The organism is Lysinibacillus sp. C5.1, from assembly GCF_016350185.1.
Lineage (GTDB): Bacteria > Bacillota > Bacilli > Bacillales_A > Planococcaceae > Lysinibacillus > Lysinibacillus sphaericus.
This window is the reverse complement of sequence record NZ_CP066226.1, coordinates 1938567-1964736: the sequence shown is the minus strand read 5'-3', so window position 1 is coordinate 1964736 and position 26170 is coordinate 1938567. Positions and strand designations below refer to the sequence as shown.

The following is a 26170-nucleotide window of genomic DNA, read 5'->3' as shown; positions in this document are numbered from 1 at the left end:
TTTACACCTCCTTATACATCATTCCTTTTACTTTACACGGTCTTTTCATCATCGTGTAGCTATTTACACTATACCCTTTTTTTCGTAAAAAGCGGCTAGCCAGATTTAAATCCATTTGACTCTCTACTATCAGATGGACAGGGCGATTTTCGATTTGTTTATAAAAACGTGGTAAATAGCCGTATGGAATATGCTTACTATTATAAACTAAACAGCCGGTTGTATTGTAATCACGTACATCAAGTATTTGATGTCCTTCAGCTACTTGACGGTACGGTATATCTTTCACCTGTTTGACAGGGACAAAACGAATATAATAAGCCCGTACTAAAACAATGGCTAGGGCAACAATTAGAAAAATGATCATAGAAACCTCCAAAAAGAGTGCCTCACATGGAAGGCACTCTTTGCACTAATTACTTTATTTTACTTCTTTCACCCATTGACCGTAGCCGCCAGTCATATTGACTAAATTGTGGAAGCCATTTGCTTTTAATACACTTGCTGCAATGGCTGAACGACCACCTGCTTGACATTGAACAATGAGTTTTTTATTTGGTACTTCGTCTAAACGATTTTTTAATGTACCAACCATTATGTGCTGTGCACCTTCAATATGTTCTTCATTATATTCTGTCAGATTACGCACATCTAATACAGCTACATCTTCTGTGTCCATCATCGCTTTTGCCTCAGAAGGTGTAATATTTTCATATGAATCTAGTTCATTCGCTTGCTCAATCATCGCTTCTACATCGGCATAACCTAGTACTTGGTCAATACCGATTGAGCGAAGTGCAATTAACATGTCTGGCATTTGAGCAGGGTTAGCAAGTAAATATAACGGTTCCTTGTAGTTAACAATCCAGCCCATCCAGTTTGTGAAGGAGTTATTAAATGGCACGTTCATCGTTCCTTTAATATGTCCTTGTGAGAAGGCTTGAGCATCTCGCGTGTCTACTACTTGCTGACCAGCTGCAATCAGGCCTTCAATTTCTTCAACAGTAGTAATGGCTTTTACCTCTGGTAAATTTTTAATTAACTCAATGCCAATTTTATTAACTGATTTCATCACTGCAAAGTAATAAGGTGGTTCTGGTTGACCATCTAATAAAGCTTTCACAAAGTCTGGCTCGTTGTCGAATTGCATTGCCCAGTTGAATTGTTTTTCATAGCCTACTGTTGTCGATGGTACTGCACCAAGTGCTTTCCCACATGCGCTACCTGCACCGTGTGCTGGCCATACTTGTAAATAGTCTGGTAATTGTTTAAAGCGCTCTACAGATGTATACATCACTTTTGCCCCTGCATCAGCAGTCCCTTTAATACCAGCTGCTTTTTCTAATAAGTCTGGTCGGCCAATATCCCCCGCAAATACAAAGTCACCTGTAAATATTCCAATTGGTTTATCTGCTGCTGCACCATCTGTTAATAGGAATGAAATAGATTCTGGCGTATGACCTGGCGTATGCATCGCTTCGAAAGTAAGTTTACCAAGTTCAAATTTGTCACCATCTTTTAATAGTACGTGTTGAATGCCCTCTAAGTTTTGATATTTCCAGTTTTCATCGCCTTCATCGGAAATGTACATCGTAGCACCAAAACGATCAGCTAATTCACGAGAACCTGCTACAAAGTCAGCATGGATATGCGTTTCTAATGCTCCAACGATTTTCATATTTTCCTTTTCAGCTACTTGGATGTATGGCTCAATGTTGCGCATTGGATCCACAATCACTGCCTCGCCTTTTCGTTGACAACCTACCATGTAAGAAGCATGTGCTAATTTTTCATCATAGAAATAACGTAATAACATAAAATTCTCTCCTTTTAATTGGATTGTTTATTTAAAATTTGGATTGTTGCTTGTACATATTTCAGTGACTTTTGAACACTCGGGTCTTTTAACCACTTCATAATCGTAAAGAGTTTAATTGGTTCAGTTGTTGCTTCTGCTTGTTGTTGTATATCTTTGACGAGCGAGTATCCTTGTTTTCCTTTTTCTACAATCGGTTCTGTGTAAGATTTAATACTTGCTGTCGCATAATCAATTGTTTGCTGATCGGCTAACACAGCTGTTACAAAATCCACTATATCCTCTAACTGATTGATCATTTGTAAAAGCTTCGGCAATTTTTCTAGTAAGCCAACTAATGCTTCCACCGTTTCGAGATTTACGTTATAGCTTCGTACAAGTTCATCATATTTTTGAATGGATTGCTGATCTTGCAATACCGCTTGTCCAAAACTTACAACATTCCCGATGGCTTGTAAGTTTTTTTCATATGTTGGCAATTGACGTAGCAATGATACGAGCGCTGCTTCAATATCCGGCTGCTTTAGTTGCTCTAGTAACGGATTCGTTTCCATCACACATGCCTCCTTTCTACATCGTTCCTTTTAACATGCCATCCCAATACATGATTGGTAATAAATCTTTTTTCATCATATACATGCTTGCACGTTCCACAGCTTGGTTAAATGGCATCGATTCAGCAGGCTCTTTTTTATAGTCGAACTCTGCTAAAATTAGCTTGTTGTAGCCTGTCACGATTGGACAAGACGAATAACCGTTATATGTGTTGTCCATTGTTTGATTGCGCATACATGCCACAACATTTTCAGCTACCACAGGTGCTTGTTTGCGAATGGCTGCTCCCGTTTTAGAGGTTGGCAAGTTTGCACAGTCGCCAATGCCAAAAACGTTTGCATATTTCTTATGTTGCAATGTATACATATCCACATCAACCCAACCATTGTCATCCGCTAAAGGGCTGTTCGCAATAAATTTAGGTGCATTCATATAAGGTGTGACGTGAATCATGTCATATTTCAATTGCTCTTTTGCGCCAGTGTCTAGATTTTCAAAAATGGCGATTTTTTCATCCGCTTTAATCTCAATTAGGTTACGTCTGAATCGTGCATCAATTTGTTTGCGTTCCACTACTTTTTCTAACGCTTCACGGTATTTCAGTACATCAAAAATGGCTGGATTGGCAGAACCAAATACAACTTGCATATTTTGACGAACACCTGTTTTTCGGAAGTAATCTTCTGCTAAATGCATAATTTTTTGTGGCGCACCACCGCATTTTACAGGTGAATTTGGGTGTGTAAATAAGGCGGTACCCGATTTTAAATTGCGTATCGTTTCCCAAGTATAATCAACATGTTCAAATGAATAGTTACTGCAAACAGATTTTGTACCAAGTGCTTCTTTTAAGCCTTTAATGGCACCCCAGTTAATTTCAATCCCTGCTGCTACAACTAAGTAATCATATGAAATAGATGTTTGATCTCCTAGGATGACTTCGTTTTGTTCAGGTTTAAATTCAAGTACGGGTTGTTGGATCCATACTGCACCTTCTGGAATAAGAGATTCCATAGAACGTTCAGAATCTTCTTTTTTAGCAGCGCCTCCACCAACTAACGTCCATAACGGTTGATAATAATGTTTTGAGGCTGGATCTATTATCGCCACTTCATGATTGAGGCTTGGCGATTTTCGTAATAAGCGGGCAGCAACAGATATACCAGCTGTTCCCCCACCAACAATGACAATTTTGAAAGAATTTTTCATGCTTCTTCCTTCTTTCTGCATTTTGTGTTTGAAACTTACACTCTCATCATAGTGAAATCTATATGTAAAAAATATAGGGGTTTTCCCCTAAACAATGATTGTTTTAAAGGAAAACCCCTAATTTTAGTTGTGGATGTAACTTTTAAGGCAATTCAAACACTATTCACTAAAGAAGTGGATTACGCTACTGTCCATTAAGATGTTCTCAGCATCGGGTGAAACAACAGTTGATGCATTCAACCAACAGCAAGTATTCTACACAAACGCATAGAAGTGCAAATACGGCTTACAATAAGGAGGATCGATACGCGGAAGTTGACATCACGAAAAAACTACTATACAAAATGTGCAATCGTTATTTGATATAACGCTATCATTCAGTAAGTATACGCTGATTAGTTTTCTTGAATAATCTACATGGATATTGCATTATGTAGATTCCCCATCACGTAATGATATTTCCGTTCTAATTGTTCTTTTTTTCAATCTGTATCGTCATATGATGCAATGCAAATTCGTCGTGTAACAGATTTTGTATTTTCCGTAATACAATTTGTTCATCTGCTGCTTGATTTACCACTACTTGACAAGTTAAAGATGGGAAATCCATTGTAATTAACCAAATATGTAAATCGGTAATCTCTTCGACTTCCTCAACAGTCATTAACTTCGCTTTGACATCATCCGTTGGCAAATTTTCTGGCGCACTTTCCATCAAAATATTAAAGGAGTCCCGCGTAACACGATAGCCGCTAATAATGATAAGAAACGCCACAATCATACTTGCAATAGGATCGGCTAAATTCCATTGAAAAAATAAAATAAGCAATGCTGCCGTAATCGCTCCTACAGAGCCGAGAATATCACCTAAAACATGCAAAAAAGCACTTTTCACATTGAGATTATCATTATCCCCTCGTTTAAGGATAAACGCTGCGCCAATGTTGACCAGTAAACCAAGTGTTGCAACGATTAACATACCCGTACTTGCCACGGCTGGTGGTTCTGAAAATCGGCGAAAAGCTTCATAAAAAATATAAAGCGAAATGGCAATTAACGTAAGACCGTTTATAAAAGCAGCAAATATTTCAAACCGACGATAGCCATACGTTTTTCGATTTGTTACGGCTTTTTGACCAATGGATACAGCAATATAGCTTAACCCTAACGCTGCAGCGTCACTTAACATATGGCCTGCATCTGATAATAGCGCTAAACTGTTTGTCATGATGCCACCGATCACTTCGACAATCATAAACCCCGCTATAAGAAAGAAAGTCCATTTCAAGGCTATTTTATTTTTACTCCCATCCTGTTGCCCATGATTATTAAAATGTGACAAATTCATCATCCATTCTTTAATTTTTATATAGTTTAAGCTGAAGCAATAGAGCAGTTGGAGACCCTCACTGTTCCATTGTGGAATTTTACCTTGCTATCATTATGCCGCTCAATGGCTCTGCTATACACTCCTTTATCTAGCAGTTTCGCTCGTCCATTCAAGTATGTTTTTTGAATAATGTTTAGAGCTGTCAAAAAAATATCATTTTGTAGACGATTTAGACAAAAAAAACCAGCCACTCCCTTTTAAATGAGTGGCTGGTTCTATATTTTATGGTTGGTAGCCCATTATAGAAACACTTTTTATACTACGTCTTGCGTTTTTTGATAGAAATTAATGATGAGCATGATAGATAGATTGCCTCTGACAATCAAATACTTTACATATTTTTTCTAAAAAAGCACAGAGCAATAAAGCAAATAACCAACAGAAAACAGTAAGTTCTTCCCACTTGGTTAGTTCCTGCTGTTTTATAACTCACCACCTATCAACTGTCTAAAGAATAACCGATTATATTTTATAATTCAATATATTTTTATCGAAATACAATATATTTTTAAAACTAGTATTTAAATTAAATACTAGTTTCTCTTCTGACAAACAACTTGTAATTTGTAGGTTCAGGTATATTTATTGAATACTTCAGTTGCTGCATTACAAGCAATTGAGTTATATTTCTTTATTTATATCTATGTTTAATTTCGGATTAATCCTTAGCGTGATAGCTGTATCTGCGCTCTTGTTTTATTAATTGTTGAAATAAAAAAATGATAGGTTAATATATCTTTTTAAACTTATCTTTGCTTTAATGATAAAACTGGATAAAATCGTGCTTTTTCTTATTCTTTACTAGCAAGTGACCATTAGTCATCATTGTAGAAACCTTCAAGTTAGAAACAGACATACACCTTAATCTTGTGCAATAAAATTCATCTAATCTTACATTTGTGTCCACCTGCACCTTACTATGTTACGATTCTTGTAGATAAAATTTTTTAGCTAGTAAAAAAAGCATTACTTTTAAGGGAGAATATGTCATGAAGAAAATAGTATTTCAATTGTTGATAATTGTATCGTGGATATATTGTTTGGGGTATATTTTATTCGATTTCCCTATTGATACTTTTGTCATGCGGGCGGTTAAAGGTGTACTGTCTATTGTTTTTTCTTGTAGTCTACTGTTGTTTCTATTTAAAATTATTGATACTAAGAAACAGAAAAAAAGAGATTATTGAAGCTTTCAATCAATCTCTGCAACAGAAATGGCAAATTAACTGTAGCTCCTGCATCCATTCATCGCTCATTTCATTTAGTTTGTGAGGTACGCTTTACAGCAAGACATTAATGCGTATTGTTTTTTTCTCCCCACTCACATAACTGTTCCAAAACAGGCAATAACGTTTCCGCTTTAGTTGTAAGACTGTACTCCACTTTAGGTGGAATCTGCGGATACTCTTTTCGACTGACTATTCCATCTGCTTCTAATTCTTTCAGTTGTGCACTTAATGTTTTAAAGGTAATTGCACCTATTTTGCGTTTCAAATCATTAAACCGAACCGTTTGATGTTCCGCCAAAATATAAATAATTAGCATTTTCCATTTACCACCAATTACTGATAATGTATAGCCAAACGGGGTTTCTTGGATAGTCCCCGTGTCTTTGTAATCAGCCAAACCCATATTTACACTATCCTTTCTGATAGTACCTTTCAAAAAAGTGCGTACTATTTTTTTGTTCGCGTTCATTTTATACTGACATTACTTTAAAGTAAAGGAGAGAAAAAAATGAAGAATATTACAATTTACAATCACGACCTTTGGGATCACGGTATTTCACAGGGCTACAGTGTCAACGGCACTATCTACATTTCGGGGCAGTTTTCCCATGATACGGAGGGTACATTCGTTGGCGATGGCGATATCGAAGCACAAGCACAGCAAACGCTTAAAAATCTAGATGGCGTTTTGGAAAAATTCGGTGCAACAAGATCTAACCTTGCTTATATGGAAATCTATTTAACAAATGCGGAAGCACATACTGAACCAGTCCTTCGACTATTCAAGGACTACGTTGGGCAACATCGACCAGCCGGTAGCCTTATCGGCGTGACTTACTTGGCATCACCAGAACAACTAATTGAAATCAGCGCCATCGCACATACTAACTAAGTAAAGGCATGTTGTGTCAGCGAAAGTAAGCTTCGGCTTCGGATCATTAAGTTAGGAGCCCGCTTATAACACTAACCCCGGGCAAAGAACCTTTCAAGAAAAGCGGAACTATTCGGGGTTTTGTGTTTTTGAAAGGAATTTGCCATTCCATCACTACTAATTAAAACCTAGAAATTTTGTTGCAAGCTCTTTCTCTATAACTTTATTATCATCATCATATACTTTATACGCTTTCGCATTAGGTCTTGAACTTACAATAGTATGGATTTCCTGTTCAATGAAATGAATGGCAACACCGTCATCCGTTGCAAAACCGGGTTTAATTTTTTTATTAGTAATAAGCTGTTGATACGAAGGTCTTCTATCCGATTCTCCATCATAATGGGGACAATTACTCCCTTCTAGGAAACCTAAACACTGTAAAGGTTCCAATCCATCCCCATAAGAATCTGTCACCCCTTCCTCGAACCAGCAAATGGAGCCCGCGCTAATACCAGCTAGTATTATTCCTTGCTCCCACGCTTTTTTCAAAATAGTATCCAATCCCCATTCCTTCCATAGCACTAATAAATTCTTTGTATTCCCCCCACCAACATAAATAATATCTTTGTCCAGTAAGAAGCTTTCTATATTTCTTGTAGGTGGGTTAAATAATGATAAGTGCGAAGGCTGACAATCCTGTTTTTCAAAGAATTGATAAAATCGACAAATGTAATTTTCTGAATCCCCACTTGCTGTTGCAAGAAAGCAAATTTTCGGATTTTTTTTCATAGATTGCTGAAGAATATATTGATCCAGCAAAGGATTTTCTGTCTCCATAGAAAAGCCACCGCCCCCAAGTGCTATAATTTGTTTCATAAGTCTACGTCCTTTCTTATTTAATACGTTATACAATTTTTTACCTTTTATTACCTATATTATTAAATAGTACCACTGAACAATAAATATCCCCATTGTTTTTAAGAAAAAAAGTTGGACAAACCATGATTGAACCGATGAATAGAATATGTTACACTCAATGAACGCTTATATTGGAGTGAGAAAGATGATACACATTTCAAGTTCACAAAACCTATATTTTTTTAATCAAAACCTTTGACTTAAAACGAGTCAAAGGTTTTTGTTGCTTTTAGGAAAGAATTTTATTGGAGGTATACATTTATGAATCAAAGCACAAATTCCAATACTACAATCGTTGCTGGATGGATTAGTTTAATAAGCAACATCGTTTTAACTATTTTAAAAATAGCAGTTGGTACTATCTTCCACAGTCCCGTTCTTTTAGCTGATGGCTATCATAATGCAGGTGATGTAATAGCAAGCGGTGCCGCTTTAACATCTATGCGTATTTCTAAACGTCCTGCCGACGAAGATCATCCATACGGACACGGAAAAGCAGAAGTAATTAGTTCCGCCATTGTAGGAATTATATTAATAATGGCAGCTCTTTATATTGCTTATGAATCCGTTACAGCATTCTTTCAGGAACCTGAAAAAGCAAGTTTAATTGCCTTTATTACGGCTATCATATCACTTGTTTGGAAGCTCCTTTTATACGTATATACGATAAAAATTGGCAAAAGAACAAATAGTAAAGGCTTAATTGCCACTGCTTATGATCATCTTGCTGATGTATATGCTTCATTAGCAGCCGTATTAGGAATCGGGCTTGCACTTGTTGGGGAAAATTATCATATTCATATCCTTACATATGGTGATCCCATTGCGGGTATCATTGTGACCATTTTAGTTTTCAAACTTGCCTATGGGATGTTATTAGAAGCTATCGACACACTTATGGAGAAAAGCGTAAGTCCTGATACACTAGCTAGTTTCAAAACGTTAATCCTCACTATTCCTGAAGTAAAACGAATAGATCGTCTACGAGCGAGAGAACATGGGCACTATGTATTAGTCGATTTGCGTGTGGGGGTACCTGCTGATTTAACAATCCAAGAAGGACATGATATTATCCGTAAAATCAAGAAAACGATAATGGAGAAACATCCGAATGTAGAAGAAGTTCTGATTCACCTAAATCCTTGGTACGATCATAATCAATAGAAGGAAAATCATTTGCACCTCCTAACGAAGCTTTATTCGTTAGGAGTTTTTTTAAAATTACAAGCTATGTTCTATGTAATAAACAAAATTTTTCACTGCAAATTGGCATATATCTACAATTGCAGGAGTATGGTAAGCTTGGTAAATGAGCTAAAAGTTTTTGTTAATCATATAGTTAGAAAGATGGTGTTCCATATAATTGGCTAGTGTAAATCATTCAATCGGGCAGTATGTAAATTCTCCCGAAAAGCTGAAAAAAATGTATAAAAGGGTTTTAATTGTAGTTAGTTTATCGCAAATTTTCGGTGGAGCAGGTCTTGCTGCTGGTATCACGGTAGGCGCTCTCTTAGCCCAACAAATGCTTGGCACGGACGCATTTGCCGGATTACCCTCTGCCCTATTTACATTAGGTTCAGCAGGGGCCGCTTTTATAGTGGGAAGACTTTCGCAACGCTATGGTCGCCGTATAGGGCTCGCTACTGGTTTTATCACTGGTGGTCTTGGCGCTATTGGCGTTGTTATCGCAGCATTAATTAACAGTGTTTTTTTACTATTTGCTTCCTTACTTGTTTACGGTGCAGGCACAGCAACAAATTTACAGGCTCGATATGCCGGTACAGACTTAGCAAATAACAAACAACGCGCAACGGCCATTAGTACTACGATGGTTATGACCACATTCGGGGCCGTAGCAGGACCAAATTTAGTGGATGTCATGGGCAAATTTGCGCTTTCTATCGGTATTCCTTCATTAGCTGGTCCATTTCTATTATCTGCCATTGCATTTATATTAGCAGGTTTGGTTCTTTTCATCATGCTTCGTCCAGATCCTTTACTGCTAGCAAAATCGATAGAAGATCACCAACATCAAATCGTATCTGGAGAAGCTCTTCATCAGGCGCCTCCTTTAATGAATAAAAAAGGTATCATCGTTGGCGCAGTTGTGATGATTCTTACGCAAATCGTTATGGTAGCCATTATGACAATGACGCCCATCCATATGCAACATCATGGACAAAGTTTAGGTGCTGTAGGAATCGTTATTGGTTTCCATGTTGGTGCCATGTATCTTCCTTCTCTTGTCACAGGTATCCTTGTTGACAAGATTGGTAGAACAGCCATGAGTATTGCTGCTGGTGTTATTTTACTGTTTGCAGGTTTAATAGCGGCCTATGCACCAAGTGATTCTATGTTTATGCTGATCGTCGCTCTTTCTTTATTAGGTATAGGATGGAATTTCGGCTTAATTAGCGGAACTGCTCAAATTGTTGATGCCACAGAACCTTCAACACGCGCTAAAATCCAAGGCACAATTGATGTTTTTATCGCATTGGCAGGTGCTTCAGGAGGGGCACTTTCGGGGATGATAGTAGCGAATTCCAGTTACGCCACTTTATCATTAACTGGTGGACTATTATCTTTATTATTAATCCCTGTGATTATCTGGTACCGTCAAGCAAAATCATGATTCAATCGACCGATCCAGGCTCTCAGTTTAATGAGACCTGGTTTTTTTGTCGATGTTAACCATCTATTCATCCCAAACTTGTCAGCAAAACCATCATGCCATTCGTTAAGCCGTGAATGATAATGGAAGGCCAAATAGAATTCGTGCGTTCATATGCTAAAGCAAAAATAATGCCACTAAAGAAGTTGACGGGCATGACATTATAGGTGGGGATATGAGCAATCGTAAAAATAAATGAGCTAAGGATAATGGCACCGACCAATCCTAAGCGTGTACGTAACCAGCGATATAAAAACCCTCGATAAAAAATCTCTTCGTATATTGGTGAAATAACAGCCGCAGAGAGAAAGGCTATTAGTACCGTAAAGAAGGTTACGTTCTGCTGTATGGCCTGTGTTTTGCTATTTTCCACCGAAAACCCAATATAACTTGTTAGCACAACGATTAGTAAGGCGCCAATCATTAACAGAACCGAATAGCATAGTATCGTTTTCCATTGCTTCAACGAAATTGATGTTATTCCTACTTCACGCCATGAAAGCTTTTTAGGGCGTAGCGCTATAAAATAAACACCAAAAACAAGCGTAATTGCAATCGTGAACCCTGTTAATGTTCCAGCATATAGCTCATTACGAAACAAGTGAGCATACATTGGTTTCACTAGCCATTTAATAATGCCGATGACAACAACAAACTCTACTAGCAATAATAAAATAAATTCTCTCCATCCCCAATTATCTTGATTTTTCCAGTTCATTTGTTTCGTTTCCATTCTCTATCCTTCTTCCTTTATATGATGTAATCTAAGTGTATGAGATGACGTAACGTCACCTGCAATCTTTTTTTCAGGAGGAATGAAAATGAAACAATGGACGACTGGAGAGGTAGCGAAACAGCGAAATATTTCCATTCGCACACTTCGGTATTACGATCAAATTAATCTGCTTACACCAAGTTTTAAAGATGATTATGGACGACGATACTATTCAGAAGAAGACTTGTTTAAATTAGAGAAAATCATCATTCTAAAAACGCTGTCACTTCCACTCGATAAAATTCGTGATTTATTAGATAAACTTTCCTATAAACAAATTTTAATTTCACATCACAATTACTTACAAGAACGACTTGCTGAACTGCAAACAAGTATCTCTCATACGACATCATTGATTAATATGATGGATTTAGAAGAATCATTATCGTGGGAACATGTGACGGAACTCGTTCAACGTTCTCAAAGCACCTCTAAAAAATGGGTGGACTATTTCCAAGAGCATGAACAAACATTTTTACAACAAACTATTCCAAACCTCAGTAGCAATGACATAATGACACAGCAATATATTGGATTACTACGACAAATTGAATGGTGTATCAAAAACAATATTCAAGCTGAATCGGACGAAGGCTTTCAAATTGGTTCCAAAATAATCGAATTATCAAACGATACGTTTCAAGGCGACACGGATTTAATGGATCAATTTTGGGAAGTTCGAAAACTCCCTACAGAGAAAACAGGATTATACCCGATTTCAGCAGAGGTACTAGCGTATGTGGAACGTTGTATTGCTTATGTAACAGCTTGAAAGCAGGCAAATAAAAAGCTATAGGAGATAGCGTCCCCTATAGCTTAGGCAAGTCTTACGATAAAGTTAATCCATCTAAAAAAGCTTCAATCTCTTGTTGTGTTTTACGGTCCTTACTAACAAAGCGGCCAACTTCATTGCCTTTATCATAAGCTAGAAAACTTGGAATACCAAATACATCTAATGCAACACATAAATCGATGAAATCATCGCGGTCAATTTTCACAAAATGATAATTGCTGTAGTTTTTTTCAATTGTCGGCATAATCGGATCAATAAATCGACAATCTCCACACCAGTCTGCTGAAAAAACAAATATTGTACGTTCACCTTTTTTTAAGTTTTCAAATTGCTCTATTGAGAGTAAATTTTCCATTAAAACAATCCCCTTTTTCACAGTTATTAATTCATCATAACATTTATTAAAATATGGTTAAACAATCATGCTTTGCATGTCCATCTAGCGCAATAAAAAAGATGCCTCTCGTTATTTTTTACATTGCTTTGCCATTTGCTCTGCTATTTGTTTTGAATTTGGTGTTGCTTCATTATTCAATTGTGCAATAATATTTCCATAGTCTGCATCAGTACGGTTTTGACTTAATTTATAGGCAGCCTGTATATCGCTAATCTTTATTTTAAATCCAACAATACCTTTCATTTCTTTTTCTAAAAGCTCTGGTGAAAGGTTTTCCCATAAAACAGGTTGCTCTCTATGCTTCTCATATTTTTCTAGCAGCCACGTTAAATCTTCGCTTAATTCATCTTTATCTAAAAGTGTTGCTGTGCCATAAATATGGACCGCCTGATAATTCCACGTTGGCACATTTTCGTGCGAATACCAAGAAGAAGAAATATATGCATGGGGCCCTTGGAACATCACGAGCACATCCCCACAAGATGCAAATGTTCTCCACTGTGGGTTCCCATATGCCATATGGCCAGTAAGATACGTGTCCTCGCCTTTTTTATGTAACATTAACGGTAAGTGAGTGGCGATTGGTGTGCCTTGTTTTGTTGTGACAAGTGTAGCAAAAGAGTTCATTTGAATAAACGCTTCAATTTCATGAACATCTGTCACTTTATAGTATTTAGGAATAAACATAATCGTCCGCCTTTCCAATTTAGTGATTTGTATTTACTTTTAAATAGCCCGCAGCGTCTTCATCGAAATAAATGAAATAAAATTGGGAACCACGATTCACTAGTTCCCGCTCCAAATGATGAGGAGGAAATGCTCTATCCAAATAGGCTAGCATATTTTCAGGCTTATTTTGTTTGCTATATGTATCCTGAAACGTTTCAATACTTTTTTCTCGGAGTACATGTACATCTTCAAGCTTGCACTTTTTGATTTGTATAGTCATTTGATATACAGCCCCTTTATAAATCTTATTTCCTTGATACAGCATGAAAACATAGCACGGAAATCTGCCATAATTCAAATACCAAAATCCTAACTTTATTCTAGAAAAAAGACTTCACATGCTTTAAGTTACACAAATGCGACACATATGTACTGTTCATTCTGTAAGCTTTCAAGGTGATGGCTTTCGATTTCGGCAATATGGATACGACGGCTTTTTAATGTTCGGTCATATTCTCCTGCCCAAAACCTAATTAAGTCCACGTTTTGCTCCGGTTTGATATGTTGCTTTAAATAGCTTAATAAATCATCTAAAAATTGCGGGCCCCAATTGCCCTCAATGCCATATACATAACTTTTTTCATTATACAGCGCTAAATCATAGGGCGGATTATTCCATTCGAAAATATGCAATTGACCGAAAGCTGATTCATCTGGCGCATAGACAATCCTTGCGTCATCATCCATCGAGTGCCAAGGCTGTTCTGGCGTATCCCCTGTTATCGGATGTAATTTTTTTAATTCTCTTACAGTGATTTCAGTAATTCCTGTACAATCTACTGTTTGTAATTCGCAATCTGCTACTAGAACGGAATATAACGTCATCTCTTTGACTCCTTCTATTTGCTCAAAACTGGCTTATTTAGTCTTCTACATTATAGTAAGTTACATAGAATTCAATTCATCCTATTTCGACACGCTTGTAATGAATCCCTTTTTACTTCCACTTTAACAAAAAAAAGAATTTCCTAACTATTAGGAAATTCCCCTTGTTATCTCTTAACCTATTGTTTTGGTTGTAAATCCTCAATGGAATCGATATCCATATATGTAGGAACAACAAATCCATTTTTGGTCCCTGTTAAATTCTCTCCTAAATCAACAAAGTCATCTTTGTATTTTGCATAAAAGGAGCTATGTGTCGTTGGTAACCAAGCAGCGACAGTTGCATCGGCTACTCCTGATGCGATTGCTTGAAACATGATGGCAGGATCAACTGGGGTGATTGTGACTGTGTATCCAAGTTCTTCAAATACTGCTTGTAGTACACTGCTTGAAGCTCTTTCTGAATCCCATGGAGTAGACGCTAATTCAATTTCTTTGCCTTTCACTTTTGTCATCCCTTTTGTCCATTCATTTACCTTCTCTTCGTTTTGTGCGATCCATTTGTCTGCCGCCTCTTCAAAAGAAGTTGTTTGAGCTTCATACATTACAGCTTCCATATCTTCTGGTTCCCAATAGAATTGATCTAGCAGTGTATAGGCATCGGGTAAGTCTTTAGCCAAATCTTTGCGCACAAGTGTATTAATATTTTCCGTTCCACCTAATGTCCCTTGAGGGTCCTCTAAAAATTTTAAATCGTAGGATGAAAACATCCAATGCGGTGTCCATCCTGTAATAATAATAGGCTCTTCATTTCGAATAGCTTGCTCTAATGAACCTAACATCCCAGGTGTTGAACTTTCCTCCAGTTCCCAACCTTGCAAATTTTGATATTCCGCTAGCGTGTTTTCCGAAAGCTCCGTCAATCCTGCTCCTGGTTCAATCCCTATAATTTTATAATCAACCTGCTCACCTATGCTTTTGGTCTTGCCTGTTGCATCTCCATCATTTTTATCACCACATCCTGCTAATAGTAACGAAACAGCTATTCCAAAAGTAAGTCCTACTGTTTTCAACTTGACCATTTTACATCCCCCTTAATTAAGAAGAGACTTTCCTTGTCTCTAGACCTTTGACCAACTTTATATAAGTTTATCTGGTTCAAAGTAACAACTTGATTTTAACAACAAGTTGTTACTTTTGTCAATGAAGGCAAATTTATATTTCCATTTAAAGGGATGTAAAAATAGCCCTGTTGGCTTTACTTTGCCCCTTCGATTTAATTTTCAAAATGGGCATCGTGTATCTTCCTTTTTAGAAATAACGAAAAAGACGATGAACGTCAATCATCGCCTTATGTTCGAGTGTTCTGTTATGCACTTAACCCAGTGAAAAATACATTCATTACGAACGCCCTATGCAGTATTTAGCCTAATCCTTGAGGAAAACTAAAGACATTAAACGGATCATACTTTTTATTTACCTGATGCAAGCGTTGTGCATTGCCTCCAAAATATTCTTTGTCATAATTTGAGAGATGATTGATTGGAAAATTTACATAAGAGCCTTCCGTAATGGTTTTAATAAATTCAAAACGTTGACGCACCCATGCTTCATTTTCCTTTGCGTATTGATCTTCTGCCCACACAGACTGAATACCCATAATATACTTAGCATTGCGATAGAAAAATGCGGTTTCCGCTTTGCCAACTTGGCTAATTTCTCCGCCTAATGCATAAAAAGATATAGCCGTATACACGGAACCTTGTGGAGGATTATTTAGTAGCGCAACGGTGTTTTGAAGCTCCGCAAGTGTATAATGTCTTTGAACAAATCTACCTGTTGACTTAAATTTTTCATATGGTGGATAGGTCGCTTCTACCTTTTTAACCGCTTCTAAAAATGATAGTTGTGCTAGCTCTAGCTGAAACCCTTCTACCTCAGCAAAGGGTTGTAAAATTTTCTTAGCCATCTCCGAAGGTCCGTAAAAAAATCCGCTAGCAAAAATACCTAACCCTTCGCCTTCCGCATTATAAAAGCTTGCAACCACTGTCATTCGTTTATCTAACTGTGGCAACCAGTTTTGCAAAATATTCATTACTTGCATTTGCTTAGCTTGCGTTGACCCTACATAAAAAAATCTAATAAGTGTAATAGAAGCATTGATGGGCTTTGGCAACTGAAATGTCATACTGACCACAACTCCAAAGTTACCTCCCCCTGCCCCACGACACGCCCAGAAAAGATCCGCGTTACACTGTTTATTTGCTTTAATAAGCTTTCCTTCGTAATTAATTAACTCAAATTCAACTAAACTATCACATCCCAAACCGTATAGTCGACTAGAAAATCCCCAGCCTCCTCCGAGCGTAAACCCTGCTACACCAACAGTTGGGCAAGTACCACCTGGAAAAGTATAACCATTCGTACCAATAAACTCATACACCTCAGCATTTTTTGCTCCGGCTTCTATTTTTAAGCGATGACGTTTTTTATCCATTGTCATCGCATTCATTCGACTAATATCAATAACCAATACATAATCACCTGTAGAATATCCTTCATAATGATGTCCACCAGATCTGATTCGAATAGGTACACAATGTCTACGTGCCCATCGAATAGCATTGATAACATCTTGCTTTCTTTCACAATAAACGATTACGATTGGATACTTTTGTATTGCACGATTCCATTCCTGTCGTGCCTCATCATAATTCGCATCTTTTAACGTGACAACTTCACCAGTCAGCCCTTTAAAAAACAATGAATCCTGCTCCATTTCTTCACCTCTAGTAGTCCGCGTTGTTTAAACTAGTATATTCGTTGTAGGGTGATAGGTTTGGGTATAAGGAAACTTACTGACTAGAAATAAATTAAGAGACTTAGATTCTTCTGAATATGGGCAGTAGCTCATCTTGCTTGCTCATCAAGCCCAACAACATACTGTGCCAAACTTAGTAACTTTTTTCACTAGAGTGCAATACTTACATTTATTTAAACGATTTATAAAAAGAGGCACAATAAGGATGAATTTTTTTGTTGAAGCTTTTATAATAGAGTGAGAGAAGACAAAGAGGTGAACGATTTGTTAGATGGTTGGTTTTTATGGTTTATTTTATTTTGGGTAGTCGTCCTTATTTCGCTAATGGCTATTGGCGGATTTTTCATGTTCCGCAAGTTTTTAAAGGCTTTACCAAAGCAGGATGGGAAATCAGATTTAGATTGGCAGGAATTTTACTTAGATAAAACGATTCATCTATGGGGACAACCTGAGAAGGAATTTCTATATGAGTTGGTGAGCCCAGTACCTGAGCTATTTAGACAAGTGGCGAAAGAAAAAATTGCAGGTAAAATTGGCGAGCTCGCTTTAGAAGAAAAGGCGACAGCTATAGACAATGATTTAATTATACGCGGTTATATTCAAGCTACGCCTAAACGTGACCACAAATTTTTACGTAAAAAATTAGATCAAATGCAAATTGATGTTACCCCATATGAGCATCTTTTTGACTAATAGGATGCAAAAAAGCCGCACTGCAATAGGTGCGGCTTTTTTTGATATAGAACGATTTAATTAGTTTAGCGATTTATGCTTTATTTAAATAAATGATCAAGCGCTTGGTAATCTTGTTGATAGCGCCCACCGTCTGCCACTTCTGCATGATACAGTGCTTTTAATGCATAGTTTTTTTGCAAATCCATATCCGCCATTAGCTCTTTTAATCGGTCATGCAATTCACGGTTTTCTTTTACAAGCAACTGCATCTGTGGTTTAAAATATTTCATCTAAGTAACTCCTCATTTTTTAACATGGTTCCTAGTATACCACGTTGTCGATTAGAAATCGCTTATTGCACCATATCCTCTTCATACAAAAAATGATTGTATACGTTAAAAAAACTACAACAGCAAATGTGCTAGTGTAGTTTCTTTTCTTTACATATTTTTTAATGGAATCGTTTTCTTGATTTTTTTAAATTGAATCAGCATTGCAATTCGCCAAGGCAATAGCATTGCAAATGCTAAAATCCAAAACATACCTGCTAACTCCCCGACATCTATCGAGCTACTTAAAATCATTTTTGCCACAACACGGAAGATTAACAGCCCAACTAAAATAAATACAAACGCTTTTGAACGTTTTAAATAAATATCGTGACCTTTTACTTCAAATTTCGAAGTAGCAATTAAAATGGTCGAGAACACCATACCTACCGCAGCAGCTTCTAAAATCTGCATAGGTGGCACTCGAAATTGTGCAAATAAAAACATTAACGCACCTGATGACATGGCAATAGGTGGAATGATAATTTTCTTCTCATTTGTAGGTTTTTTGGAAGCTCGCATACGTAATACCATCACAAAGCTACCCATTATAATGGCCATTATAGTCGAACCTATAACATAATATTGAGAAGGGATATTGCTTAACATAAAGAATCCTCCTCTGATGTTAAATTAGCAACTTTGACCAACTAGCTGGTCTGCTACAGCTCTTAATTTTTCTGGCTCGAAAGGCTTTGTAATAAAATCTTTCGCTCCACTTTCAATTGCTTCTACAATTAATTTTTGTTGTCCTAATGCTGTAATCATAACTATCTTTGCATTAGGAAATTCTGGGATGATTCTTTTTACAGCCGCAATACCTGTCATAACGGGCATCGTTACATCCATTGTTACAAGATCTGGTTGTAACTCTCGATACAGCTCTACAGCTTCTTTACCATTCACTGCATTGCCAACTACCTCATAACCCCATTCAGTAAACATATTACTGATTGTAACACGCATAAATAGCGTATCATCCACTACTAAAACTGTAGGCACGTATTCATCTCCCTCCACGTTAAAGTATGGTATGCCCTTTAGTTTAGCAGATTAGAAGCCAATAAATCCACCGAAAATAGGCTGCAATAATCGCGTGATATATGTTAAACCATCAAAGAATAACAATATCCCCACCGCAATCATAATATAGCCGCCAACTTTTACGATTTTTTGACTGTGTTTGCGAATCCAATTCATACGTGAAATGAAGAATGATAACACAAAGAATGGAATGGCAAAACCTAAATAGTAAGCAAACATATAGCTAAACCCTGAAGAAGGATTTGCTCCAGCTAACGTAATAATGGACATTAGAATTGGACCTGTACATGGTGTCCAACCCGCCGCAAATGCGATGCCGATTAATATGGAACCTATATAGCCGGATGGTCGATTTTTGAATTGAAATTTTCGATCTTTCATTAAAAAATCAATTTGCAGTAACCCTACAATCATTAACCCAAAGATAACGATTAAAATGGCGCCAACTTGACGCAATAATGTTTGATAGTTTAGGAAGAATTCCCTTGCTAATGATGCGCCTAGACCAATCATAATAAAAATAATTGAAAATCCTAATAAAAAGAATAGCGTATGCAAAATAGCACGCCTTTGCATCATGCCACGTTCAGATTTTAGCTCATCCAAAGTCATTCCCGTTATGTATGATAAAAATGCTGGATACAGTGGCAGAGTACACGGTGAAATGAAGCTTAAAAAGCCCGCTCCAAACGCTAGAAAAACGTTAATATCAGTTTCCATATTTTTCATTCTCTCCTTACAGTTACTGCCTCCATCGTACCAAAAAACAATGGAAATTGCGCCCTTAATGCTTGTGAACGTTTCTTGACGAAAAGTTGTAGAAACTGCGAAATCTTTTTGCTTTGCAAAAGGCACTTCTGAATTATGCGCCCGCTACGTTTTTCTGTCAACGAAATTTGCAATAATACAAGAATTTAAAATAAAGCCCTTTTATGTTTGCTAATCAGAAAAAAGGTACTGAGAAAGCGATTCTCAATACCTTTTACTAAAAAATTCACTGGTCTATGGAATCATCCAAGTTAGGACATTACTTTGTAAAAAGGTTAGTATACAGATAAATAATAGCAACATCACACTATACTTTAATGCGAAGCGCAGCAATTCTGATTCTCTCCCTACAAGTCCAACCGCGGCGGCGGCGACTGCGATAGATTGTGGTGAAATCATTTTACCGGTTACACCACCCGATGCATTCGCTGCAAGTGCAAGCACCGGTTCCATTCCAACAGAATCAGCCGTCACTTGCTGGAGCTTGGCAAACAAGACATTTGAAGATGTATCAGATCCTGTAATAAATACACCGAGCCAACCTAGCACAGGTGAGAAGAATGGGAATAATACACCCGTCTTCGCTAAAACTAAAGCAAGCGTTGTCATCATACCTGCTGTATTTGTCACATAGGCATAGGCAACGACACTACAAATCGTAATAAGCGGGTACTTAATTTCATTTAATATTTCAAAAAATGTTGTTCCCCAATTGCGCCACGAAACGTTAAAAATAAATTTAGAAACGATGGCAGATAATAAAATAGCTGTACCTGCCGCACCTAGAAGTTCTACCTTATAGAAAGCTGCAATTGCTTCCCCCGTTGCGCCACTCACTACTTGATTATGTAAAAGCGGTACTTCAGCCGTAAATGTCATCGCTTGCCCCACTAAATTTACCCCTTTTAAAATAACATTTGTACCGTCATAATTTCCCGTTAAAGCACTTTTGACTACAGGAATCCCCCAGCAAGAAATAAAAGCCGTCAAAATAATAAATGGTGACCAAGATTTTATGATTGTTCCTCCGCTGTACGACTCTTTTTTAGACATTGTATCAGCTGTAATCTCTTGTTCGGAAGCAAAACGATAAATCGTTTTCGGCTGCCAAAACTTCATGAAAACGGCAAGTGCAAAAAGTGATACTAGAGCAGATAAAACATCCGGTAATTCAGGACCGAGAAAATTCGAACTTAAAAATTGTGTGACAGCAAATGAAATACCAGATACTAAAATGGCTGGCATCACTTCCCAAGCTTTTTTAAAACCAGTCATAATAAAAATTAAGAAGAATGGAATAAAGACTGCTAAAAACGGTAATTGACGTCCAACCATTTTTGAAATTTCAAATGCGGCGATACCCGTTGGTCCTTCCATAGCCGTAATTGGTACACCGATGGCACCAAATGCAACTGGGGCTGTATTTGCAATTAAACAAAGACCTGCAGCATATAACGGATTAAAACCAAGACCTACTAATAATGCTGCTGAAATAGCAACCGGTGCGCCAAAACCAGCGGCTCCTTCTAAAAATGCACCAAATGAAAACGCGACGAGTAACGCTTGAATACGGCGGTCTTCGGTTATCGATAAAACAGAATAACGGATAATATTAAAATTCCCTGTTTTAACCGTGATATTGTATAAAAAAACCGATGTAATAATAATCCAACCGATTGGTAGTAGACCATACACAGCCCCTTGTGTGGCGGACATTACCGCTGTCCCTAGCGGCACTTTAAATGCAATGGCAGCCAATAATAAAGAGACAAGCAGAGTTGTTAAACCTGCCATATAGCCTTTCATTTTTTTTATGGCTAACGCCCAGAAAAAATAAAGTATTGGTATAACAGCGACGATTGCCGACCACGTCAAACTATCCCCCACAGCAGTAAAATTTTGTGTAAATGTCAAATTGCATACCCCCAAAATAAAAAGTTCTCCCCAATCATGACAATACGGCATTAACAGATTGTTGATGTTTTCAGTTGCAGTCTAATAGAAGCAAGACACGACCATCACGAGCCTCTTGCTCCTCCAATGCTACTATCTTCGTTTTGTCAAACTTGTAAAAACGTCAATTGAAGTTATCTTGTAATTAAACATTCAACACTTTTTTGCTAAGCTGGTTTACGCCCTCCAAACTTAAATAGATTAGGTCATCTGATGACTATATGTTAAAATTATATGAACTAAATTTTAAAAATTCAATATATTTTTAAAATAAAATTTTTATTTTAGCTACTTTAAGTAGCAATTACTAGCAAAACTGTACAATATTTTAATCCTAAACACCCAAGAAAAGTATTCATGAGAAACAGTGAGTAAATTAGCATTCTTCATGTATAATATACTTATATAGAGCAATTGATTGAGATGAATGAGGTGTAGCTCCTTGGAATTAAAGAAAATTAAACCGAAAAAAATATATGAGGAAGTATCAGAAATGCTCTATGAAAAAATTCGAGCTGGCGACCTGAAACCAGGAGATCGTCTTGACTCTGTCGAACAACTTGCTGAACAATTACAAGTAAGTAGGTCTGCCATAAGAGAAGCCTTATCTGCACTAAAAGCAATGGGCTTAATCGAAATTAAACAAGGTTCCGGCACTTTTGTTAAGAGCACTCCATCCAAACAACTTGACTTCCCACTTTCAACACTCACATTAACAAATAAAAAAGATGTCTCCCATCTATTAAAAGTACGCAAAATTATTGAAGTGGGTGCCGCTGCCAGTGCTGCCATTCATCGGACAGATGAAGATATACAAACAATGTTGCGTATTTTAGATGACATGAAACTAGCACAGGGTGATGGAGAGCTTGGTGAAAAAGCGGACTTTCAATTTCACGCGGCAATCTCTGCTGCCTCTCAAAACCCCCTACTGGCAACAATTTTAGACCAAGTATCCGGTTTAATGATTGAAACAATGAAAGAAACGCGTCGTATTTGGTTGTATTCTAAAAAAACGACAAGCGAAAAATTATATGATGAACATATGCAAATTTTTCTTGCCATTAAACAACAAAACGAAGAGCTAGCAAAGCATGCAATGTCTTCTCATTTAAGCAATGTAGAGGAAGTTTTAATGCACTATTTCGACACAACCGAATCTACAAAGGAATAAAATTCATAAATTGCCAGAGCTGATGTTATCGCAAAAAGTGTTAGATTGATTGAACACAATCTAGCACTTTTCTTTTTTGTCCCTCCCCTATTTTTTGAAAATTTGCAAATAGCACTTCCACCCATCTTATAGGTTGTAGTATGATAAAAACAATCTAACTGTCCACCAAGTCATCTGATGACCAGTTGATTAATCAATTGAAATTGCAAATCCATACAAAAGGAGCGAAAAGCATGAAAGTAACACTGTTTGCGACTTGTTTAGTCGATATGTTTCAAGGTGAGGTAGGAAAAGCAGTTGTCGAAGTTTTAGAAAGACTAGGTTGTGACATCGACTTTCCAGAAAATCAAATTTGCTGTGGACAGCCTGCTTATAATAGTGGTTATGTACAGGATTCGAAAAATACGATGAAAAAAATGATAACTGCTTTTGAACATGCACAGTACGTCGTCTCCCCTTCTGGCTCTTGTGCTTATATGTTTAAAGAATATCCTGAAGTATTTAAAGGGGACCCTATATGGGAAGCGAAAGCACAGGCGTTAGCTGCTAAAACATATGAATTCACGGAATTTATTGTAGACATTCTACAGATTGAAGATGTAGGTGCACATTTAGAAGGTAAAGCGACATTCCACACCTCTTGCCATATGACTAGATTGCTCGGTGTGAAAGAAGCACCAATGAAATTATTAGGAAATGTTAAAGGTTTACAATACGTAGAACTCCCAGGAAAAGACCGCTGTTGTGGTTTTGGCGGCACATTTTCAGTAAAAATGGGGAATATTTCTGGAGAAATGGTCAATGAAAAAGTACAAAACGTGGAAGAAACGGAAGCAGATATTTTAATCGGTGCGGATGCGGGCTGTTTAATCAATATCGGGGGGCGTATTGAGCGACAAGGCAAACCCATTAAAGTGATGCATATTGCGGAAGTACTAAACTGCCGATAAGTGGCTTTTAGAGGAGGATAATCGAATGGCAATGAAAACAAGCGATGATAGGTTTAATAAGCGAGTATCAAAAGAGCTAGAAAATACCTTTATGCGAGGTGCGGTTTCCAGTGCACAAGAACGCTTTCAAACGCGCCGATTGCAACAAGCAGATGAGCTTGGGCACTGGGAAGAATGGCGTTCACATGGTGAGGAAATTCGCCAGCATGTTCTCGCCAATTTAGATTATTACTTATATCAACTGAGTGAAAATGTAGCAAATCGTGGTGGACATGTATATTTTGCTAAAACTGCCGAAGAAGCTACTAGCTATATTCAACAAATCGCCGAAAAAAAACAAGCGAAAAAAATCGTCAAATCTAAATCCATGGTAACAGAAGAAATCAATTTAAATCCCGCGCTCGAACAACTGGGCTGTGAAGTGATTGAAACAGACCTTGGCGAATATATTTTGCAAGTTGGAGATCATGAACCCCCATCGCATATCGTCGTACCAGCCTTGCATAAAAATAAAGAGCAAATTCGCGATATATTTAAAGAAAAACAAGGCTATGAGCAAACAGAAAAACCAGAAGAACTAGCCCTTTATGTTCGTGAAAAACTACGAAATGAGTACTTAACAGCAGATATTGGCATTACTGGCTGTAACTTCGCTATCGCAGAAAGTGGCTCCATCACACTCGTTACAAATGAAGGAAATGCTGATTTAGTAACCGCCTTACCTAAAACACAAATTACTGTGATGGGCATGGAACGAATTGTGCCCACGTTCGAAGAAATGGAGGTCCTCGTTAGTTTATTAACGAGAAGTGCTGTTGGACAAAAGCTAACAAGCTATATTACGACGTTAACTGGTGTAAAAGATGAAGGCGATACGGATGGGCCAGATGAATTCCACTTAGTTATTGTCGATAATGGCCGTTCAGCTATTTTAGGGGGGGAATTCCAACCAATTTTGCAATGCATTCGCTGTGCAGCTTGTGTTAACGCTTGCCCTGTATACCGTCATGTTGGTGGACATACGTACGGTTCGATTTACTCAGGTCCTGTCGGTGTTGTGTTGTCACCATTGCTAGGTGGTTATGATGATTTCAAGGAGTTACCATATGCCTCGACTTTATGCGGCGCTTGCACAGATGCATGTCCTGTCAAAATCCCATTGCATCAACTAATTCATCGCCATCGTCAGGTCATCGTTGAAAATGAAGGAAGAGCCCCGGTGTCCGAAAAGCTTCTTATGAAGGCGTTTGGCTTAGGTGCTTCCTCCCCTACTTTATACAAAATGGCAACGAAAATAGCATCACCAGCCATGTCTCCATTTACAAAGGATAATAAAATTTCAAACGGCCCAGGACCATTAAAAGCATGGACAGAAGCAAGAGATTTCCCAGCTCCGAATAAAGAAAATTTCCGAAGCTGGTTTAACAGCCGTACAAAAGGAGGTTCTGAATAATGGCAGGAAGCATTGTAAATAGAGATGCATTTTTATCGAATATTGCCAAGCAACTTGGACGAGCACCAAAAACAACACTGGCTAAGCCGATTTGGCAATACCAACCTCAAGACCGTGTGTTAAAAGATGCTACGAAAGATGAACTCGTTGCTGTCTTAGCGAAGCAATGTAAAAATATTAATACTGATCTTATAGTTACTACTACAGAAAATCTAGCAACGGATTTACAAAAAGTCGTAGAGCAATACGGTGGACGCTCTGTCATTACATGGCAAGACGAACGCTTTGAAAATTATGGTTTAGCTCAATTGATGCATACACAATGGCCACAAGCCGATATTGAACTTTATGTATGGGATGAAACACAGCCAGAGGAAAATATCCGACAAGCCGAAAAAGCAAATATCGGTTTGACAATTAGTGAGATGACTTTAGCCGAATCTGGAACAGCCGTCCTATTTAGCGATAAATATAGAGGGCGAACGGTAAGCTTTTTACCAGAAAAGTCGATTATTTTAATTCCTAAAAGCACCATCGTTCCACGCATCACCCAAGCGGCTCGATGGATGAGCCAAAAAGTTCAAAATGGAGAACATATCGCTTCTTGCATTAATTTTATTACAGGTCCTAGTAATTCCGCAGATATTGAAATGATTCCTGTCGTTGGTGTCCACGGTCCGATTAAAGCCACTTATATCGTTATCGAAGATCAATAATGATGGAAACAGGCATGCCAGATGTACTGCATGCCTGTTTTGCTTTATATTGAATCGATCCGATAGTGGTTATCGCCACTAAATCCCCGTTTTCGCCACTGCTAGA

At 37.6% G+C, this 26170-nt stretch carries 28 protein-coding genes; 9 read left to right on the top strand and 19 right to left on the bottom strand.

Annotation, left to right across the window (positions count from 1 at the left end):
• Position 1: 1 nt before the first annotated feature.
• The 6 genes from I5435_RS09240 to I5435_RS09215 form a co-directional block, all read right to left on the bottom strand.
• Complete coding sequence (locus tag I5435_RS09240; protein WP_107894222.1) at positions 2 to 367, bottom strand: sulfurtransferase; 366 nt, start codon at positions 365 to 367, stop codon at positions 2 to 4.
• Between the two features lie 54 nt (positions 368 to 421).
• Complete coding sequence (locus I5435_RS09235) at positions 422 to 1816, bottom strand: MBL fold metallo-hydrolase (protein WP_337983648.1); 1395 nt, start codon at positions 1814 to 1816, stop codon at positions 422 to 424.
• 14 nt (positions 1817 to 1830) lie between these two features.
• Positions 1831 to 2370, bottom strand: coding sequence for a helical membrane plugin domain-containing protein (locus tag I5435_RS09230; RefSeq protein ID WP_024363562.1), 540 nt, complete (start codon positions 2368 to 2370; stop codon positions 1831 to 1833).
• 16 nt (positions 2371 to 2386) lie between these two features.
• Positions 2387 to 3580: an NAD(P)/FAD-dependent oxidoreductase gene (locus tag I5435_RS09225; protein ID WP_105928913.1), complete on the bottom strand. Its 1194-nt coding sequence runs from the start codon at positions 3578 to 3580 to the stop codon at positions 2387 to 2389.
• A gap of 466 nt (positions 3581 to 4046) precedes the next feature.
• A complete protein-coding gene (locus I5435_RS09220; protein ID WP_024363560.1) occupies positions 4047 to 4928 on the bottom strand; it encodes a cation diffusion facilitator family transporter in 882 nt (293 codons plus the stop codon).
• Positions 4929 to 6263: 1335 nt separating this feature from the next.
• Positions 6264 to 6602 (bottom strand): winged helix-turn-helix transcriptional regulator, encoded by a 339-nt coding sequence (locus I5435_RS09215; RefSeq protein WP_025219282.1) that lies wholly within the window; start codon positions 6600 to 6602, stop codon positions 6264 to 6266.
• A gap of 105 nt (positions 6603 to 6707) precedes the next feature.
• Between I5435_RS09215 and I5435_RS09210 the strand changes: the two genes are divergently transcribed.
• Positions 6708 to 7091 (top strand): RidA family protein, encoded by a 384-nt coding sequence (locus tag I5435_RS09210; protein ID WP_025219281.1) that lies wholly within the window; start codon positions 6708 to 6710, stop codon positions 7089 to 7091.
• Positions 7092 to 7247: 156 nt separating this feature from the next.
• Here I5435_RS09210 and I5435_RS09205 read toward each other — a convergent pair whose 3' ends face one another.
• Complete coding sequence (locus I5435_RS09205; RefSeq protein ID WP_337983647.1) at positions 7248 to 7949, bottom strand: Type 1 glutamine amidotransferase-like domain-containing protein; 702 nt, start codon at positions 7947 to 7949, stop codon at positions 7248 to 7250.
• A gap of 303 nt (positions 7950 to 8252) precedes the next feature.
• On the opposite strand from I5435_RS09205, the gene I5435_RS09200 reads away from it, so the two are divergent.
• Together I5435_RS09200 and I5435_RS09195 are read left to right on the top strand one after the other, a co-directional pair.
• A complete protein-coding gene (locus I5435_RS09200) occupies positions 8253 to 9155 on the top strand; it encodes a cation diffusion facilitator family transporter (RefSeq protein WP_024363555.1) in 903 nt (300 codons plus the stop codon).
• 259 nt (positions 9156 to 9414) lie between these two features.
• Positions 9415 to 10623, top strand: coding sequence for an MFS transporter (locus tag I5435_RS09195; protein ID WP_337983859.1), 1209 nt, complete (start codon positions 9415 to 9417; stop codon positions 10621 to 10623).
• Between the two features lie 67 nt (positions 10624 to 10690).
• Here I5435_RS09195 and I5435_RS09190 read toward each other — a convergent pair whose 3' ends face one another.
• Positions 10691 to 11395 carry a CPBP family intramembrane glutamic endopeptidase gene (locus I5435_RS09190; RefSeq protein WP_024363553.1) on the bottom strand — a complete coding sequence of 235 codons (705 nt, stop codon included), beginning with the start codon at positions 11393 to 11395 and terminating at the stop codon, positions 10691 to 10693.
• An 88-nt stretch (positions 11396 to 11483) separates the two neighbouring features.
• Here I5435_RS09190 and I5435_RS09185 point away from each other — a divergent pair, with 88 nt between their 5' ends.
• Positions 11484 to 12209: a MerR family transcriptional regulator gene (locus I5435_RS09185; RefSeq protein WP_024363552.1), complete on the top strand. Its 726-nt coding sequence runs from the start codon at positions 11484 to 11486 to the stop codon at positions 12207 to 12209.
• Positions 12210 to 12264: 55 nt separating this feature from the next.
• On the opposite strand, the gene I5435_RS09180 is transcribed toward I5435_RS09185, so the two are convergent.
• The 6 genes from I5435_RS09180 to I5435_RS09155 all read right to left on the bottom strand — a co-directional run bounded on the left by I5435_RS09180 (position 12265) and on the right by I5435_RS09155 (position 16960).
• Entirely contained in the window at positions 12265 to 12585 is a 321-nt protein-coding gene (locus I5435_RS09180; RefSeq protein WP_024363551.1) for a thioredoxin family protein, read from the bottom strand.
• A 111-nt stretch (positions 12586 to 12696) separates the two neighbouring features.
• On the bottom strand, positions 12697 to 13314 hold the full coding sequence (locus I5435_RS09175; RefSeq protein WP_337983646.1) for an FMN-binding negative transcriptional regulator: 618 nt from the start codon (positions 13312 to 13314) through the stop codon (positions 12697 to 12699).
• Between the two features lie 19 nt (positions 13315 to 13333).
• Positions 13334 to 13576, bottom strand: a complete 243-nt coding sequence (locus tag I5435_RS09170) for a hypothetical protein (protein ID WP_337983645.1) — start codon at positions 13574 to 13576, stop codon at positions 13334 to 13336.
• Between the two features lie 128 nt (positions 13577 to 13704).
• Positions 13705 to 14181, bottom strand: coding sequence for a hypothetical protein (locus I5435_RS09165; protein WP_337983644.1), 477 nt, complete (start codon positions 14179 to 14181; stop codon positions 13705 to 13707).
• 179 nt (positions 14182 to 14360) lie between these two features.
• Positions 14361 to 15263: a glycine betaine ABC transporter substrate-binding protein gene (locus I5435_RS09160; protein ID WP_025219276.1), complete on the bottom strand. Its 903-nt coding sequence runs from the start codon at positions 15261 to 15263 to the stop codon at positions 14361 to 14363.
• Between the two features lie 341 nt (positions 15264 to 15604).
• Entirely contained in the window at positions 15605 to 16960 is a 1356-nt protein-coding gene (locus I5435_RS09155; RefSeq protein ID WP_337983643.1) for an FAD-binding oxidoreductase, read from the bottom strand.
• A 306-nt stretch (positions 16961 to 17266) separates the two neighbouring features.
• Here I5435_RS09155 and I5435_RS09150 point away from each other — a divergent pair, with 306 nt between their 5' ends.
• A complete protein-coding gene (locus tag I5435_RS09150) occupies positions 17267 to 17695 on the top strand; it encodes a DUF2621 domain-containing protein (protein WP_025219274.1) in 429 nt (142 codons plus the stop codon).
• A gap of 80 nt (positions 17696 to 17775) precedes the next feature.
• On the opposite strand, the gene I5435_RS09145 is transcribed toward I5435_RS09150, so the two are convergent.
• From I5435_RS09145 to I5435_RS09125, 5 genes are all read right to left on the bottom strand, one after another.
• Complete coding sequence (locus tag I5435_RS09145) at positions 17776 to 17967, bottom strand: hypothetical protein (RefSeq protein WP_024363544.1); 192 nt, start codon at positions 17965 to 17967, stop codon at positions 17776 to 17778.
• Between the two features lie 150 nt (positions 17968 to 18117).
• On the bottom strand, positions 18118 to 18615 hold the full coding sequence (locus I5435_RS09140) for a CcdC family protein (protein ID WP_024363543.1): 498 nt from the start codon (positions 18613 to 18615) through the stop codon (positions 18118 to 18120).
• A gap of 24 nt (positions 18616 to 18639) precedes the next feature.
• A complete protein-coding gene (locus tag I5435_RS09135; protein WP_029747323.1) occupies positions 18640 to 19026 on the bottom strand; it encodes a response regulator in 387 nt (128 codons plus the stop codon).
• Between the two features lie 33 nt (positions 19027 to 19059).
• Positions 19060 to 19770 (bottom strand): cytochrome c biogenesis CcdA family protein, encoded by a 711-nt coding sequence (locus tag I5435_RS09130; protein WP_024363541.1) that lies wholly within the window; start codon positions 19768 to 19770, stop codon positions 19060 to 19062.
• Between the two features lie 282 nt (positions 19771 to 20052).
• Positions 20053 to 21732 (bottom strand): L-lactate permease, encoded by a 1680-nt coding sequence (locus tag I5435_RS09125; protein ID WP_337983642.1) that lies wholly within the window; start codon positions 21730 to 21732, stop codon positions 20053 to 20055.
• 481 nt (positions 21733 to 22213) lie between these two features.
• Here I5435_RS09125 and I5435_RS09120 point away from each other — a divergent pair, with 481 nt between their 5' ends.
• From I5435_RS09120 to I5435_RS09105, 4 genes are all read left to right on the top strand, one after another.
• On the top strand, positions 22214 to 22945 hold the full coding sequence (locus I5435_RS09120) for a FadR/GntR family transcriptional regulator (RefSeq protein WP_024363539.1): 732 nt from the start codon (positions 22214 to 22216) through the stop codon (positions 22943 to 22945).
• 233 nt (positions 22946 to 23178) lie between these two features.
• The gene (locus I5435_RS09115) at positions 23179 to 23895 is read left to right on the top strand and encodes a (Fe-S)-binding protein (RefSeq protein ID WP_337983641.1); all 717 of its coding nucleotides are present in this window, start codon (positions 23179 to 23181) and stop codon (positions 23893 to 23895) included.
• Between the two features lie 25 nt (positions 23896 to 23920).
• Positions 23921 to 25348, top strand: coding sequence for a LutB/LldF family L-lactate oxidation iron-sulfur protein (locus I5435_RS09110; RefSeq protein WP_337983640.1), 1428 nt, complete (start codon positions 23921 to 23923; stop codon positions 25346 to 25348).
• A complete protein-coding gene (locus tag I5435_RS09105) occupies positions 25348 to 26064 on the top strand; it encodes a LutC/YkgG family protein (RefSeq protein WP_337983639.1) in 717 nt (238 codons plus the stop codon). The genes I5435_RS09110 and I5435_RS09105 overlap by 1 nt, the downstream gene beginning before the upstream one ends.
• Positions 26065 to 26170: the final 106 nt, after the last annotated feature.